Consider the following 14,865-nt stretch of genomic DNA (forward strand, 5'->3'; position numbering starts at 1 on the left):
ACTAGAGACTATGGAAGAAGTAACGCTGGATAAACTAGCTAAAGACGTCGGTACGACAGTTGATCGTTTGGTGCAACAGTTTGCGGAAGCAGGCATGAAAAAGCAGCCAGGCGACCGTGTCAACGAAGATGAAAAACAGGCCCTGTTAGCCCATTTAAATAAATCGCATGGTGGTAGTGGTCCAAGTGAGCCTGCCAAGATGACGTTGAAGCGAAAAGAAAAAAGCACGTTAAGCATTGGTGGTGGCCCAGGCCGCAGTAAATCAGTGCAAGTTGAAGTACGTAAAAAACGTACTTACGTGAAACGTTCTGCGCTTGAAGAGCAGCAAAAGGCTGATCAAGAAAAAGCAGAGCAAGAGCGTTTAGCTGCTGAAGCGAAACGTAAAGAAGAAGAAGCAAAAGCTGCTGCGGAAGCGAAAGCAAAAGCTGACGCAAAAGCTGCAGAAGAAAAAGCGAAGCAAGAAGCTGCACGCAAAGAGAAAGAAAAAGCGAAGGCGAAGGCTGAAGCTGAAAAACGTGCAGCAATGACGCCTGAAGAGCGTAAGAAAGCTGATGAAGCGAAAGCAGAAGCGGAGCGTTTACGCAAGGCGCAAGAAGAAGAAGCTCGCAAAAAAGCAGAAGCAGAAGCTGCACGCCAGGCTGAAGAAGCTCGTCGCTTAGCTGAAGAAAACGAAGCGCGTTGGCAAGAAGAAGAAGCGAAACGTAAGAAAGCTGAGCAAGAAGAAGTTCACTTTACCACCTCGCAGACTGCGCAAGCCGCGGAAGATGAGCAAGACGAAGGTGAAGAGCGTCGTGCCCGTCGCAATAAAACCAAGCGTCGTGGTAAAGATGATGAGCGTGATGAAGCGCCGCGTCGTGAAAAACGTCGCAAAGGTTCTAAGCGCTCAACGTTGCAGCATGGTTTTAATAAGCCAGCGGCACCTGTAGAGCGTGAAGTGAAGCTTGGTGAAACCATTACTGTTGGTGAGTTAGCTAACCGCATGGCGGTGAAGGCTGGCGAAGTGATCAAAACCATGATGAAAATGGGTGAGATGGTCACAATTAACCAAGTATTAGACCAAGAAACGGCCTCTTTGGTTGTTGAAGAAATGGGTCATAAAGTGGTGTTGGTGAGCGAAAACGCGCTTGAGCAAGAAATTCTTGCAGACCGTGATGAAGAGACAAACCAACATCAGGTGTCACGTGCGCCAGTTGTTACCGTTATGGGTCACGTTGACCACGGTAAAACATCCTTACTTGATTACATTCGTAAGGCGAAAGTAGCAAGCGGTGAGGCCGGTGGTATTACTCAGCACATTGGTGCATACCACGTTGAAACTGACCACGGCATGATTACATTCTTGGATACACCAGGTCACGCAGCGTTTACATCAATGCGTGCTCGTGGTGCCAGTGCAACGGATATCGTTATCTTGGTAGTTGCAGCGGATGATGGCGTGATGCCACAAACTTTGGAAGCGATTCAGCACGCGAAAGCGGCAGGCGTTCCAGTGGTTGTAGCAATCAACAAAATGGATAAGCCAGAAGCTGATCCTGACCGCGTGAAGAATGAATTAGCGCAACGCGATGTTATCCCTGAAGAGTGGGGTGGCGATGTGATGTTTGTACCTGTATCTGCACATAGCGGTGAAGGTATTGAGCAGTTGCTTGAATCGGTGTTGTTGCAAGCCGAAGTACTTGATCTAAAAGCTAATGCTAGCGGCATGGCGAAAGGCATTGTGATTGAATCACGTCTTGATAAAGGACGCGGCCCAGTTGCCTCAGTGTTGGTTCAAGAGGGTACTTTGCGCCAAGGTGATATCGTTCTTTGTGGTCTTGAATATGGCCGTATTCGTGCGATGCGCGATGAGAACGGTAAAGATATTAAAGAAGCTGGCCCATCAATTCCGGTCGAGATTCTTGGCTTATCGGGTGTACCGCAAGCCGGTGATGAAGCGACTGCGGTAAAAGATGAGCGTAAAGCACGCGAAGTAGCAAACTATCGTCAAGGTAAATATCGTGAAATTAAACTAGCGAAGCAGCAGAAAGCGAAGCTAGAGAATATGTTTGCGAATATGGCTGAAGGCGACGTGAAAGAACTGAACATCGTATTGAAATCAGATGTACAGGGTTCTTTGGAAGCAATTGCTGACTCATTGATGAAGCTTTCTACTGATGAAGTAAAAGTGAATATTATCGGTAGCGGTGTTGGCGGTATTACTGAAACTGACGCATCGTTGGCAAGCGCCTCGAACGCTATCGTCGTTGGTTTTAACGTACGTGCTGATGCTTCAGCTAAACGTGTCATTGAGCAAGAAGCTGTTGATTTGCGTTACTACAGCGTTATCTATGATTTGATTGACGAAGTTAAAGCGGCCATGGGTGGCATGCTTTCACCTGAGTTCAAACAACAAATCATCGGTTTGGCAGAAGTTCGTGATGTATTTAAGTCACCGAAAATTGGCGCAATTGCTGGTTGTATGGTTACTGAAGGCATCGTGAAGCGTTCGGCACCAATTCGTGTTCTTCGTGATAACGTGGTTATCTTTGAAGGCGAACTTGATTCATTACGTCGCTTTAAAGATGACGTACAAGAAGTTCGTAACGGCATGGAATGTGGTATTGGCGTGAAGAACTACAACGACGTGAAAGTCGGTGACCAAATCGAAGTATTTGAAACAGTTCAAGTAGAGCGGAGCCTATAAACCAATATGGCAAAAGACTTTAGCCGTACTGACCGAGTGGGTCAGCAATACCAACGCGAAATCGCGATGATATTGCAGCGTGAAATTAAAGACCCACGCGTGTCAATGGTCACAGTATCCGAGATTGAAGTATCACGTGATCTTGCTTATGCAAAAGTATTCGTGACCTTCTTTAACGACGATGAAGCTTACGTGAAAACAGCACTGAAAGTGTTGAACGATGCGTCAGGCTTTATCCGCTCGTTGTTAGGTAAGCGTGTGCGAGCACGCATTATCCCTGAACTGCGTTTTGTTCACGACCCTTCACTGAATGAGGGGATTCGTATGTCGCGTTTGGTAGATGAAGCCATTCGTCGTGATTCGCAGCGTAGCGATGATGCTGACGACAGCACCAAAACGAAACCGGACTCAAACGGAGACGAATAAATGGGACGACGTAAATCGGGCCGCAATGTAAGTGGCGTGATTTTGTTAGATAAGCCCCGTGATATCACATCAAACGCCGCACTCCAGCAAGTGCGGCGTTTTTTTAATGCCAATAAGGCGGGGCATACCGGTGCTTTAGATCCATTAGCGACGGGCTTGTTACCGTTGTGCTTTGGTGAGGCGACGAAAGTATCGCACTTTGCGTTAGAGGCGGATAAAACCTATCGCGTTGTCGCACAGTTAGGTGCGAGAACAACTACCAGTGATGCTGAAGGTGAGGTGGCGTGGCGCTGTGAACAAGCCGCATTAGAGTCGCTCACGCAAGAGCAAATAGACCAAGCCATTGCGCATTTTGTGGGTACGCAAGAGCAATCACCATCCATGTATTCGGCGTTGAAGTACGAAGGGCGTCCGCTGTACTGGTATGCACGCCAAGGTATTGAAGTACCGCGTAAAACGCGTCAAATCACGATTCACAACATCAACTTTATCGCATGGGCAAATCATCAACTGACCTTGGAAGTGACGTGCTCGAAAGGTACCTATATTCGTACACTAATTGACGATATGGGCCAGTTTTTGGGTTGTGGCGCCTATGTTCAGGAACTCCATCGGAGCTGGATTGAAGGTGTTGAAGGGCCGATGCTGAGCTTAGCTGAGCTTGCTGAAATTGCCGAGCAAACGAATCGCGAAGCCGATGACTACGCGGCGCTTGACCTGCTATTACAACCCAATGATTGCGTGATTCGCCAAGTTCAAGCCGTTTCTATCGATGCTGCTAACGCCTTACGCTTTCAAAGTGGTAACCCGGCAAAAATAACTTTGGATGCACCGCCGGGCGACGCGCCTTGGCGGGTCTTTCATGCTGCAAGTGGTGAATTTCTTGGTATCGGTATTTGGCAAAACGGTGTTCTTTCACCGAAGCGCGTACTGAACCTGTAAAACCGAGTTTAACCGTTGTTGGCATTGCGTTTGGGCGCATTCATGCGTATAATCCACAGCGATTTCGTCGGTGCTGAATTAGTGATTGGCACTGACATTCTTAAACAATCAGGAGTAAGATATGTCACTAACTGCGGCACAAAAAGCGGAAATCGTTAAAGAATACGGTCAAGGCGAAAACGACACTGGTTCTCCAGAGGTTCAAGTTGCTTTGTTAACTGCAAACATTAACGAGCTGCAAAGCCACTTTAAAGAACACGCAAAAGATCACCACTCACGTCGTGGTCTGTTACGTATGGTTAGCCAACGTCGTAAGTTGTTGGATTACTTGAAGCGTAAAAACAATCAGCGCTATGCAAGCCTGATTGAGCGACTAGGTTTACGTCGCTAAGCACTGTTCGAGCAAAGGGGCCCTGTTGTGGCCCCTTTTTTGTTTAATGAAAAGCAAAGGGCGTTAATCGTTATTAGTTATTCGTTAATCGTTTTAAGGCCAAGACGAATAACGAATAACGAGTAACGAATAACGCATGAGAGAAAGAAGAAAGGAAAATAACACGTGAATCCGATTACAAAGAAATTTCAGTATGGTCAACATACAGTTACGTTAGAAACTGGCGCGATGGCGCGTCAAGCAACAGCAGCAGTACTTGCAAGCATGGACGACACCACCGTATTGGTAACCGTTGTTGCTAAAAAAGATGCTAAAGAAGGTCAAGATTTCTTCCCACTTACCGTGAACTATCAAGAGCGTACTTACGCTGCCGGTAAAATCCCTGGTGGTTTCTTCAAGCGTGAAGGCCGTCCATCAGAGAACGAAACGTTAACGTCACGCTTAATCGACCGTCCAATTCGTCCATTATTCCCTGAAGGTTTCAACAACGAAGTACAAGTAATTGCAACCGTTGTGTCAGTTAATCCACAGATTAACCCTGACATTGTTGCGTTGATTGGTACTTCTGCCGCATTAGCGATTTCTGGCGTTCCGTTCGCTGGCCCAATTGGTGCTGCGCGCGTTGGTGTGGTTAACGATGAATACGTGCTTAACCCAACTATGGATGAACTGGCAACTTCTAAGCTTGATTTAGTTGTAGCTGGTACCTCAAGTGCTGTATTGATGGTTGAATCTGAAGCGCAATTATTGTCTGAAGATGCCATGTTAGGTGCTGTTGTTTACGGTCACGACCAAATGCAAACCGTTATCAACGCTATTAACGAATTTGCCGCTGAAGCTGGCAAAGAGAAGTGGGACTGGCAAGCGCCGGCAACCAATGATGCGTTGCTGAACAAAATTAAAGAATTGGCTGAGCAAGGTATTGGTGATGCTTATCGTATCACTGAGAAAGCACAGCGTTACGAGCAAATCGCAGCATTGAAAGCTGAAGTAACTGAAAAATTGGTTGCTGAAGACGAAACCTTAGATGCGAAGGAAATCGGTGATTTGTTCCATTCGCTTGAAAGTACCGTTGTACGTAGCCGTATCATCGCTGGTGAAAAACGTATCGATGGTCGTGAACCAGACATGGTTCGTGCATTGCATATGGCGACTGGTGTGCTTCCACGTACGCACGGCTCTGCAGTATTCACTCGTGGCGAGACTCAGGCATTAGTAACAGCTACCTTGGGTACTGAGCGTGATGCGCAAATGATTGACGACTTGACCGGTCGTACTGATAGCCGCTTCATGTTGCATTACAACTTCCCTCCATACTGTGTTGGTGAAACAGGTATGGTTGGCTCGCCGAAGCGTCGTGAAATAGGTCATGGTCGTTTAGCGAAGCGCGGTGTACAGGCTGTTATGCCGTCACAAGAAGAATTCCCGTACACCATTCGTGTGGTTTCTGAAATCACCGAATCAAACGGCTCTAGCTCAATGGCGTCTGTTTGTGGCGCTTCGTTAGCGTTGATGGATGCAGGTGTTCCAATCAAGTCATCGGTCGCGGGTATCGCGATGGGCTTGGTGAAAGAAGGCGACAAGTTTGTTGTTCTTTCAGACATCTTGGGTGATGAAGATCACTTGGGCGACATGGACTTTAAAGTAGCTGGCAGCACAGAAGGTGTGACAGCATTGCAAATGGATATCAAGATTGACGGTATCACCCGTGAAATCATGGAAATTGCATTAGCACAGGCAAAAGCAGCGCGTTTACACATTTTGAATGTGATGGATGACGCACTTTCTGGCGCACGTACTGAATTATCAAACTACGCACCACGTTACACCACCATCAAAATCAATCCGGATAAGATCCGTGACGTAATCGGTAAAGGTGGCGCAGTTATTCGTGAATTAACTGAGAGCACAAATACCAACATCGAAATTAATGATGACGGTACCGTTCGTATCGCGGCCACTGACCAAGAATCTGCTGATGCAGCAATTGCTCGTATTGAAGAGCTGACTGCTGAAGTAGAAGTAGGTCGCATTTATCAAGGTAAAGTTGCTCGTATCGTTGATTTCGGTGCATTCGTAACGATTCTTCCTGGTAAAGATGGCTTGGTTCACATTTCACAAATCGCTGAAGAGCGTGTGAATGATGTGAATGAATACTTGAAGGTTGGCGACGTCGTACCAGTTAAGGTACTTGAGATTGACCGTCAAGGACGCGTTCGTTTGAGCATGAAAGATGCGGCTGAGAAGCCAGCAGAAGCACCTGCTCAAGAAGCCTCAGAAGAGTCTTCAAACGACGAGTAAGTGTTTTAGTTCTTAGTGATTGAAAAAGCTGTGTTTGGGTAACCGAACACAGCTTTTTTATTGAAGTTTCTTAACAGTCAGTTTTCGTTTTTTAGTGTAATCTACGTTATGATGCTGTTAAGAATTTCACAACAAGGTAGTCGTTCATGAAAATCCGTTTCGGGCTTGTTATTGCGCTGATGATGCTGTTGAGTGCGTGTGCGCAAACTGGAAAATCACCAGATTCGGCACTAACCAATTTATTTGTGGTGACACCACAAGAGCCTGACGCTCGTTATCAGTTAGAAATTGCGAAGCTGAATGAAATTGTTGCTCGCGATCTAGAGTTGCCCGAAGAAAGTCGTGCCGAGTTGCTCTATCGCCGAGGCTCTTTATATGATGCGCTTGGCTTAGTGACGCTGGCACGAATTGATTTTAATCATGCGCTGGAATATAACCCACGCTTAGCCGATGCCTACAATTATCTCGGTATTCATTACACCCAAATGGAAGAGTTCGGCTATGCATACGAAATGTTTGATGGGGTATTAGAGCTCGAGCCAGAGCACCCGTATGCGGTATTAAACCGCGGCGTCAATGCGTATTACGATGAGCGCATTGAGCTTGCTATTGAAGATTTCCAGCAGTTTTTTGAAGCGCAACCAGATGATCCTTATCGTGTTATTTGGTTATTCTTGGCTGAAGTTGAGCAGGATGCCATGGCCGCCCGCTTAAATCTCGCGCAACGGCGTGTTGAGTATGGTAATACCGAATGGGGTTGGAGCTTAGTTGATCTCATGCTCGGCGCTATCGACGAGCAAACCTTTTTAAAAGGTTTTGCTGTTAGGGATTTAAAGCCTGATGAGACGCTTGCCGAGCGTATGTGTGAGACCTATTTCTACCTTGGTAAACTCAAACAGTTAGACGGCGATTTTGCTGCGGCATCGGTGTACTTTCGTTTAGCCATGAGTACGAATGTATTCATGTTTTTGGAATATCGCTATGCAAACCTGGAATTGCAACGTAGTAAGCAAGCGCTAGAAGCTAACGCCAAAACAAACTAACGGTACAATTGTGAGAGTAATAATTGTTGCAGGCGTGGTCGCTCTTTTGAGTCATGCCGTTAGTGCAGCGAACCTTCATGATCTCGCGTTGAAAACAGTGGCACCAACGACTGGTGTTACCCAGCAACAATGCGGCGTTATGGCGCCGGTTACTCTCTATTTACCAACATCACACGAACAACAAGTATTAAATAATCTATCCCGCTGGCACAAACACCCTCTGGCTCGGTTCGTGAACTGCTTTTCAGTACAACGCTATCGACCTGAACAACTTCATTGCGAGCGAGCGGGCACACGTCAACGTGCAAACTGCGGTTGGCATTCGAGCAATGAAGATCTGTCGTCAACGCGTTCAATTCTTTTTGTTGCCGCTGAGCATGGGCTTGCCAGTAGCTATCCGAATCAAATCACCTTACCAACAGATGCTTCGCTGTCGTTATTGGCGCATGAATTAGGACATTGGCTAGGTTTAGCCGACGAATATGCAATGGCACCTGAACTCGCTGAAAATTTCTGTTCGGGTCGCTATGATCACGCTAGCGCTAATGTCGTTGTTACGGATAGGCTGCAGATGTCGAGTGCAGAGTTACAACAGCTATGGCATCAGCTTCCATGGCATTTTGCTGTTGATGATTGGCGTCAGTTAGCCAAAGCAGTGAATGAAGATAAATGGCAGTTAGGATCGTTAGCAAACATGGTTGGGTTGCACGCGATTGCTACTTGTGATGCCGTTGAGGGGAAATATGCATGGCGCCCGGTAGCCGACATGACGCCGATGCAGTATTACGATATAAACCAGTGGCCACCGCTCTATCTCGAGCTTATTGCGCGCCCACAGTAATCGCTGTTTGCGCAATCATTAATACCGGGCACAACAGGGCGAATAACCACACCAAGCTACGCAGCTTGTCCCAGTTCGCAAGATAAAAGATATGGTAGGCGACACGGAAACCGATAAAGCTAATGGCCAAAGTGGTGTTTAGCTCAGTCACCTGTTCGGTCACCAGTACCAACAAAATGGCTGCAGCGTAGAGTGGGAACGCTTCATAAGCATTGTAGTGCCCGGCAACTGCACGTGCTCCAGCGCCGGTTAATCGACTTTGTTGTGCGCGTGGATGGCGGTTGTCATAACCTTTATCGCGGTTCTGGAAATACACAACAGGGGCTTTTGCCGCAATTGGCAATAGCCCTGCAATTAGTAAGCACCAAATGAGAATACTCATTTAACTTCCTTACCAGCGGCCTGCATGTCGGCATGATAAGACGAGCGAACCAGTGGGCCAGATGCAATGTGAGTGAAGCCCATTTTCTCACCTTCTTCGCGGAACATATCAAATTCAGCAGGCGTGACGTAACGTGTCACAGGCAGATGATGACGGCTCGGTTGTAGATATTGACCAATCGTCAACATATCAACGTCGTGGGCGCGCAAGTCACGCATAACCTCAAGGATCTCGTCGTTCGTTTCACCTAAACCAACCATCAAGCCAGATTTCGTACGAACATCAGGACGCGCTTCTTTATAACGCTGCAATAAATCTAACGACCATTGATAGTTAGCGCCAGGACGCGCCGCTTTATACATGCGCGGCACAGTTTCAAGGTTATGGTTAAATACATCAGGAGCTTCATCAGCGAGTATTTCTAGCGCGACATCCATACGGCCACGGAAGTCTGGTACTAGCACTTCGACTTGAATACCAGGGCTTTGTGCGCGAATCTCTTTAATACAGTCGGCAAAGTGTTGTGCGCCGCCATCACGAAGGTCATCGCGATCAACTGATGTCACAACAACATATTTCACTTTCATATCGCGAATGGTTGCGCCGAGTTTAACCGCTTCTTCTGGGTCGACTGGAAGAGGGCGACCGTGAGCAACGTCACAAAACGGACAGCGGCGGGTACAAATAGCGCCCAAAATCATGAAGGTTGCGGTACCGTGGTTAAAACATTCAGCAAGGTTAGGGCAAGACGCTTCCTCACAGACTGAATGCAAACCATGTTTGCGCATCGCTTGTTTGATTTCGTCGATTCGTTGAGTGGAGGCGGGTAGTTTCACCTTCAACCACTCTGGTTTACGCAACATTTGGTCGCGCTCAGTAGGGACAATCTTCACTGGAATCAACGCCATTTTATCGGCGTCACGTAGTTTTACCCCAGGTTCAACTCTAACTGGCTTTGACATAATCTTTCGCGAATCCTGTTTCTTCAGTCGTGTGTTCATAACCCAATAGTCGTGCGAAAATTTGGGTTACATGCTGCGCCGCTTCGCTCACACTTTGCGGCCCATTCAAATCCTTACATTGCACCATTTGCATACCGGCATAACCGCATGGATTAATCCGTAAAAATGGCTCAAGGTTCATATCTACATTCAAGGCTAAGCCATGAAACGAACAGCCTTTACGTATACGCAAACCCAACGAACAAAGTTTTGAACCGTTCACATAAACGCCGGGAGCGTCTGGACGCGCTGCTGCCTCAACACCATACTCTGCCATCATTGCCACAATTGAATCTTCAATGGCATTGACGAGCTGGCGAACGCCCATCTTGCGACGACGAATATCGAGCAAGAAATAGACGACCAATTGACCCGGGCCGTGATAGGTGACTTGACCGCCACGATCAACTTTCACGATCGGAATGTCGCCTGGCGCTAAAATGTGTTCTTCTTTACCGGCTTGCCCCTGGGTAAAAACTGGCTCGTGTTCGAGTACCCAAAGTTCATCAATTGTATTTTCATCACGTTCATCGGTGAACGTCTGCATAGCAGACCATACAGGTTCATAAGGTTGTTGACCGAGGTGACGAATAATTAACTTAGAGGACATAACGAACTTCTTCAATATCGGCTAAGGCGCGATACAGCGCTTCAATATGCTGTTGGCTCGTGACTTGAACTTTGATCGATACTGAATGGTAATTACCTTTGCTACTTGGCTTAACCGTTGGCGAGTAATCGCCGGGTGCGTGCTGTTGCGCTACCGCGACAATGGTGTCTGGTAACTCAGGTACAGCAAGCCCCATCACTTTAAAGGTAAAGTGACATGGGAATTCTACCAACTCATCAAAGCGTGTTTTTTGCATGCTTTACTCCTGAATGAGATGTCGTTTGCTGGCGTGAAACGCTTCAGCTATCTGTGCGGTAATCGTTCCGCATTGACCATTGCCGACAATTATATCATCAATTTGACCAACCGGCTGTACTTCGCGGCTTGAGCTTGTCAGGAATACTTCGTCAACGTGTTGCAATTCGTTGACATTAAGCGCTTCTTCATGAACCTCAATAGCTAGCTGCTGGGCTAGTTGTATTACCCATGTGCGGGTAATGCCAGCTAAAATCAAGTGGTCGGCCGGTGGTGTGTAGAGGCGCCCTTGTTTTACCATAAAATAATTACACGAAGCACCCTCGGTGATGCGTCCATCGCGATGCAGTAATGGTTCGATAGCGCCTCGTTTCGCAGCCTCACGCTTTAACATGATATTACCGAGTAAGCTGATACTTTTGATATCACAGCGGTGCCAGCGAATGTCTTCTAAAACAGCGACTTTTACCGGTTTTGGTGTATTCCAGTGCACACTAAGAGGCGACAGACTAGCATAGATGGTTGGTGTTAGTGGCTGCGTTGGTAAATGGCTACGCTGGCTATCGGCACCAAACGTCAACTGAATGTATACTAAACCGTCGTCGAGGTTATTGCGGTTAATCAAATCAAGCACGAGCTGATGCCAAAACTCAGTCGTGATAGGCGCAATACCAATCGCATCCGCTGAGCGTTGCAGTCGCTGAATATGGAGTTCGGGAAGGAAAGGACGGCGCTGATAAACTGGAATAACTTCATATACGCCATCCGCAAACAAAAAGCCTCGGTCGAAAACCGAGACTTTTGCGTTATTACCGGTGACCCAGTCACCGTTTAAATAGACGATGTCAGACACTTGTGCTGCCTTAATTGGTGATCCTAGCTTTCGCTTTCACCACTAAACTTTTGCTTTGCCCAATCCATCAAGCGTTTGAACACGCCACCCTGTTCAACGGCATTTAGCGTCACAAGCGGGTAGCTTGCAATATCTTCGCCTTCTAACTGAAGATAGACAGTACCAACTTGTGTACCTTTCTCGATAGGCGCTTCAAGCGTTTGATTCAGTTCAAAATTAGCTTTCAAATTATTACGCTGACCTTTTGGCAATGTAATCACGACTGGCTCAGTCACACCTAATTGGACGGTATCTTGCTCACCACCCCAAATACGATGGTCAACAAAACTCTCGCCAGCTTGATACGCAGTCACTGTCTCGTAGTAGCGGAAGCCGTAGTTAAGCAACTTCTTACTTTCAACCTTACGTGCTTGCTCACTTGAAGTGCCCATAACCACGGCGATTAAACGGGTATCGCCTTCGGTTGCTGAAGAAACAAGACTATAGCCGGCTTCATTTGTATGGCCGGTTTTAATACCATCAACATTCATGCTGCGATCCCACAACAGCGAGTTGCGGTTATATTGCTTAATGTTGTTGTAGGTAAATGATTTCTCGGCGTACAGCGAATATTCTTCAGGCACGTCACGAATCAGCGCCTGTGCCAAAGTCGCCATATCACGCGGCGAGCTGTATTGATTTGGATCAGGTAAGCCATGGCTGTTTGCGAAGCTTGAATTGCTCATGCCTAGTTCAGCAGCGTAGGTGTTCATTAAATCTGCAAATGCGCCTTCACTTCCGGCGATATGCTCGGCCATGGCTACACAGGCGTCATTACCTGAAGAAATAACGATACCGCGATTAAGATCAGCGACCGAGACCTCTTTGCCTACTTCGATAAACATTTTCGATGACTCTGGGAAGTTTTTTGCCCAAGCATTTTTACTTATCGTAACCATGTCTTCATTACTAATACGACCGGCTTGGAGTTCGCGGCCGATAATGTAACTTGTCATCATTTTAGTGAGGCTAGCCGGAGCCAATGCTTCATCGGCATTCTCCGAGGTAATAACGTGCCCCGTTGTGTAATCAATCAGAATGTAACCTTTGGCATTGACTGAAGGTGCCGGGGGAACAATTGCTGCTTGCGCTACCGCAGTAAACGCGACGGCAGTAATGGCAATTGTGCGAACAAAGTGACGAAGTACACGACGCATGTTAACTCTTCTCTTTTTTTTTGAAACTCTGGATGAATAAAGGGCGCTGAATATAGCATAAATTTAAAGGCTATAGCAGTTACCCAGGGGATTCTGCCGTAGCTTGCTATTTATTTCCGACAAACGCAGAGATTACGGAACCGCGACACGAAATGCATCGGGATACCCAGCTTTCCTTAGCTGTTCTAGTAACTTATTGGTTTGTGGTTCAGCCAACGGACCTAAAACTACCCGATATAGACCATTATTTGGCTGAGTAGTTGCAGGAACTTGGTATAATTTCTGTAAGCGTTCAGCTTCAGCTTGTAATCGAGCTGAATCACTTCCGGCATGAACTTGAATATAGAACTGGTCGATCGATTCCATTTTTAACGGCGGGGTAACAGCGAGGGCTTCGTTACCTGAGCTAGGCTGTAATGCTTCAATTTTTACGCGAGCGGTCCCAGATTTTAACATATCGAGTTTATAAGCAGCGACATAGGAAAGGTCGATAATTCGATTCCCGTGAAATGGCCCACGGTCATTGACTCGAACAACCACACTTTTTTCATTATCTAAATTGGTTACGCGTACATAAGTTGGTAGCGGGAGCGTCTTATGCGCTGCACTCATGGCGTACATGTCGTAGGTTTCGCCGTTGGAGGTGAGGTGGCCATGGAATTTTTCCCCGTACCACGAGGCCACACCTTCTTGGCTGAAGTCACTTACGTCATCCAAGATATGCCAGGTATTACCGAATAATGAATAGGTTCGATTGCCTTGTCGGCTTGGCGGCTCAAAAGATGGTTCTGGTTCAACTAGCTCATCGGCCGTGGGTAAGCGCGACGGAATAGAATCATATTTCTGACTATAACGTGAGTTTGACGGAGATGAACTAGAACACGCGTTCAACAGAACGATGACCGTCAGTATTAGCACAAACCGAAAACTTATCATCATGATTTAGCGCGCTTGTTTTATTTGTTGACTCAATTGATAAACAGCCATGGCATACAGCGGACTGTGATTATAACGAGTAATGACATAAAAATTGTTGTACCCCAACCAGTATTCATGGCCTTCAGCTAACTCAAATTCGAAAACTTTGGCTAAGGATTGTTCCATTACAACACTGTGTTCTGGTAATTCTAGACCGTTCTGTTTCAGCTCTGCAACTGTTGTGTCCGGCTTTAACCCTTTACTCACCAGCTTTGCATGCGCTTCGGACGCCGCCAATTTAACGGCAACGGGTTCATTATTCTGCCAGCCATGTTCGGCGAAGTAGTTTGCGACACTACCAATGGCGTCGACAGGATTTCCCAATAAATCACGAACATTATCACCGTCAAAATCGACGGCATAATGGCGATATGATGAGGAAATAAACTGACCGTAGCCCATCGCACCTGCGTAAGAGCCCATCAATTCAAGAGCTGGAAGCGACTCTTCACGTGTGAGCAACATATACTGTTCAAGTTCTGAACGGAAAAATTTAGCACGTGGTGGGTAGTGAAAGCCAAGTGTATAAAGCGCATCTAGCACGCTATATTTGCCGCGGTACTCGCCGTAAAACGTTTCAACACCAATAATCGCAACAATGATTTCCGCGGGAACACCAAACTCTTGCTCGGCACGCGCCAATGTCTCTTCGTGCTGCTGCCAAAATTTCAGGCCAGATTGCAAACGTTTTTCAGTTAAAAAGATTGGATAATACTGGTACCAGGGCTTTGCTTCCCATGGGCGGGCAATGGCTTCGAGAATTGTCTCGTCACGCTTGGCTTGGTCTAGCAAAGATTCAACTTCAGTGCGCTCAAACGCATGTTTTGTCACCATTTGCTCAACAAACTGCTCGCGTTGTTGCTGATAATCGGTATCCGCTTGAGCTGTCTGGCATGTCAAACTTACCGTACCGCAAATGCCCAGCATCAGTGCCTTGGTCAAGTTACCCATGAGAATTTGTTC

General features: G+C 46.9%; 15 protein-coding genes. 7 read left to right on the top strand and 8 right to left on the bottom strand.

Annotated features, from left to right (window positions below; translation table 11 throughout):
- Positions 1 to 10: 10 nt before the first annotated feature.
- The 7 genes from infB to D3795_RS01115 all read left to right on the top strand — a co-directional run bounded on the left by infB (position 11) and on the right by D3795_RS01115 (position 8,627).
- Positions 11 to 2,683 carry a translation initiation factor IF-2 gene (infB, locus tag D3795_RS01085; RefSeq protein WP_156265774.1) on the top strand — a complete coding sequence of 891 codons (2,673 nt, stop codon included), beginning with the start codon at positions 11 to 13 and terminating at the stop codon, positions 2,681 to 2,683.
- A gap of 6 nt (positions 2,684 to 2,689) precedes the next feature.
- Complete coding sequence (gene rbfA, locus D3795_RS01090) at positions 2,690 to 3,109, top strand: 30S ribosome-binding factor RbfA (RefSeq protein ID WP_156265775.1); 420 nt, start codon at positions 2,690 to 2,692, stop codon at positions 3,107 to 3,109.
- The gene (gene truB / locus D3795_RS01095; RefSeq protein ID WP_156265776.1) at positions 3,110 to 4,051 is read left to right on the top strand and encodes a tRNA pseudouridine(55) synthase TruB; all 942 of its coding nucleotides are present in this window, start codon (positions 3,110 to 3,112) and stop codon (positions 4,049 to 4,051) included. It abuts the gene before it with no gap.
- A gap of 121 nt (positions 4,052 to 4,172) precedes the next feature.
- Positions 4,173 to 4,442 carry a 30S ribosomal protein S15 gene (gene rpsO, locus D3795_RS01100; RefSeq protein WP_092855684.1) on the top strand — a complete coding sequence of 90 codons (270 nt, stop codon included), beginning with the start codon at positions 4,173 to 4,175 and terminating at the stop codon, positions 4,440 to 4,442.
- Positions 4,443 to 4,607: 165 nt separating this feature from the next.
- Positions 4,608 to 6,743 carry a polyribonucleotide nucleotidyltransferase gene (pnp, locus tag D3795_RS01105; RefSeq protein WP_156265777.1) on the top strand — a complete coding sequence of 712 codons (2,136 nt, stop codon included), beginning with the start codon at positions 4,608 to 4,610 and terminating at the stop codon, positions 6,741 to 6,743.
- Positions 6,744 to 6,889: 146 nt separating this feature from the next.
- Positions 6,890 to 7,786: a lipoprotein NlpI gene (gene nlpI, locus D3795_RS01110; protein ID WP_156265778.1), complete on the top strand. Its 897-nt coding sequence runs from the start codon at positions 6,890 to 6,892 to the stop codon at positions 7,784 to 7,786.
- Between the two features lie 10 nt (positions 7,787 to 7,796).
- Complete coding sequence (locus D3795_RS01115; protein WP_156265779.1) at positions 7,797 to 8,627, top strand: hypothetical protein; 831 nt, start codon at positions 7,797 to 7,799, stop codon at positions 8,625 to 8,627.
- Here D3795_RS01115 and D3795_RS01120 read toward each other — a convergent pair.
- From D3795_RS01120 to mltB, 8 genes are all read right to left on the bottom strand, one after another.
- Positions 8,608 to 9,009: an MAPEG family protein gene (locus tag D3795_RS01120; RefSeq protein ID WP_156265780.1), complete on the bottom strand. Its 402-nt coding sequence runs from the start codon at positions 9,007 to 9,009 to the stop codon at positions 8,608 to 8,610. The two genes, D3795_RS01115 and D3795_RS01120, sit on opposite strands and share 20 nt — an antisense overlap.
- A complete protein-coding gene (lipA, locus tag D3795_RS01125) occupies positions 9,006 to 9,971 on the bottom strand; it encodes a lipoyl synthase (protein ID WP_156265781.1) in 966 nt (321 codons plus the stop codon). The genes D3795_RS01120 and lipA overlap by 4 nt, the downstream gene beginning before the upstream one ends.
- On the bottom strand, positions 9,955 to 10,620 hold the full coding sequence (gene lipB / locus D3795_RS01130; RefSeq protein ID WP_156265782.1) for a lipoyl(octanoyl) transferase LipB: 666 nt from the start codon (positions 10,618 to 10,620) through the stop codon (positions 9,955 to 9,957). Before lipB ends, lipA begins: the two co-directional genes overlap by 17 nt.
- Positions 10,610 to 10,876 carry a DUF493 family protein YbeD gene (gene ybeD, locus D3795_RS01135; protein WP_156265783.1) on the bottom strand — a complete coding sequence of 89 codons (267 nt, stop codon included), beginning with the start codon at positions 10,874 to 10,876 and terminating at the stop codon, positions 10,610 to 10,612. Before ybeD ends, lipB begins: the two co-directional genes overlap by 11 nt.
- A 3-nt stretch (positions 10,877 to 10,879) precedes the next feature.
- Positions 10,880 to 11,728, bottom strand: coding sequence for a D-amino acid aminotransferase (locus D3795_RS01140; RefSeq protein ID WP_173020968.1), 849 nt, complete (start codon positions 11,726 to 11,728; stop codon positions 10,880 to 10,882).
- A 23-nt stretch (positions 11,729 to 11,751) separates the two neighbouring features.
- Positions 11,752 to 12,924 carry a serine hydrolase gene (locus D3795_RS01145; protein WP_156265785.1) on the bottom strand — a complete coding sequence of 391 codons (1,173 nt, stop codon included), beginning with the start codon at positions 12,922 to 12,924 and terminating at the stop codon, positions 11,752 to 11,754.
- A 132-nt stretch (positions 12,925 to 13,056) separates the two neighbouring features.
- Entirely contained in the window at positions 13,057 to 13,863 is an 807-nt protein-coding gene (locus tag D3795_RS01150; RefSeq protein ID WP_156265786.1) for a septal ring lytic transglycosylase RlpA family protein, read from the bottom strand.
- A 3-nt stretch (positions 13,864 to 13,866) separates the two neighbouring features.
- Entirely contained in the window at positions 13,867 to 14,853 is a 987-nt protein-coding gene (gene mltB / locus D3795_RS01155; RefSeq protein ID WP_310942363.1) for a lytic murein transglycosylase B, read from the bottom strand.
- Between the last annotated feature and the right edge of the window lie 12 nt (positions 14,854 to 14,865).

The organism is Pseudidiomarina andamanensis (assembly GCF_009734345.1).
GTDB lineage: Bacteria > Pseudomonadota > Gammaproteobacteria > Enterobacterales > Alteromonadaceae > Pseudidiomarina > Pseudidiomarina andamanensis.

Coding starts and splice junctions, on each gene's coding strand:
- infB (WP_156265774.1), top strand. CDS start 11: ATGGAAGAAGTAACGCTGGATAAACTAGCTAAAGACGTCGGTACGACA.
- rbfA (WP_156265775.1), top strand. CDS start 2,690: ATGGCAAAAGACTTTAGCCGTACTGACCGAGTGGGTCAGCAATACCAA.
- truB (WP_156265776.1), top strand. CDS start 3,110: ATGGGACGACGTAAATCGGGCCGCAATGTAAGTGGCGTGATTTTGTTA.
- rpsO (WP_092855684.1), top strand. CDS start 4,173: ATGTCACTAACTGCGGCACAAAAAGCGGAAATCGTTAAAGAATACGGT.
- nlpI (WP_156265778.1), top strand. CDS start 6,890: ATGAAAATCCGTTTCGGGCTTGTTATTGCGCTGATGATGCTGTTGAGT.
- D3795_RS01120 (WP_156265780.1), bottom strand. CDS start 9,009: ATGAGTATTCTCATTTGGTGCTTACTAATTGCAGGGCTATTGCCAATT.
- lipA (WP_156265781.1), bottom strand. CDS start 9,971: ATGTCAAAGCCAGTTAGAGTTGAACCTGGGGTAAAACTACGTGACGCC.
- lipB (WP_156265782.1), bottom strand. CDS start 10,620: ATGTCCTCTAAGTTAATTATTCGTCACCTCGGTCAACAACCTTATGAA.
- ybeD (WP_156265783.1), bottom strand. CDS start 10,876: ATGCAAAAAACACGCTTTGATGAGTTGGTAGAATTCCCATGTCACTTT.
- D3795_RS01145 (WP_156265785.1), bottom strand. CDS start 12,924: ATGCGTCGTGTACTTCGTCACTTTGTTCGCACAATTGCCATTACTGCC.
- D3795_RS01150 (WP_156265786.1), bottom strand. CDS start 13,863: ATGATGATAAGTTTTCGGTTTGTGCTAATACTGACGGTCATCGTTCTG.
- mltB (WP_310942363.1), bottom strand. CDS start 14,853: ATGGGTAACTTGACCAAGGCACTGATGCTGGGCATTTGCGGTACGGTA.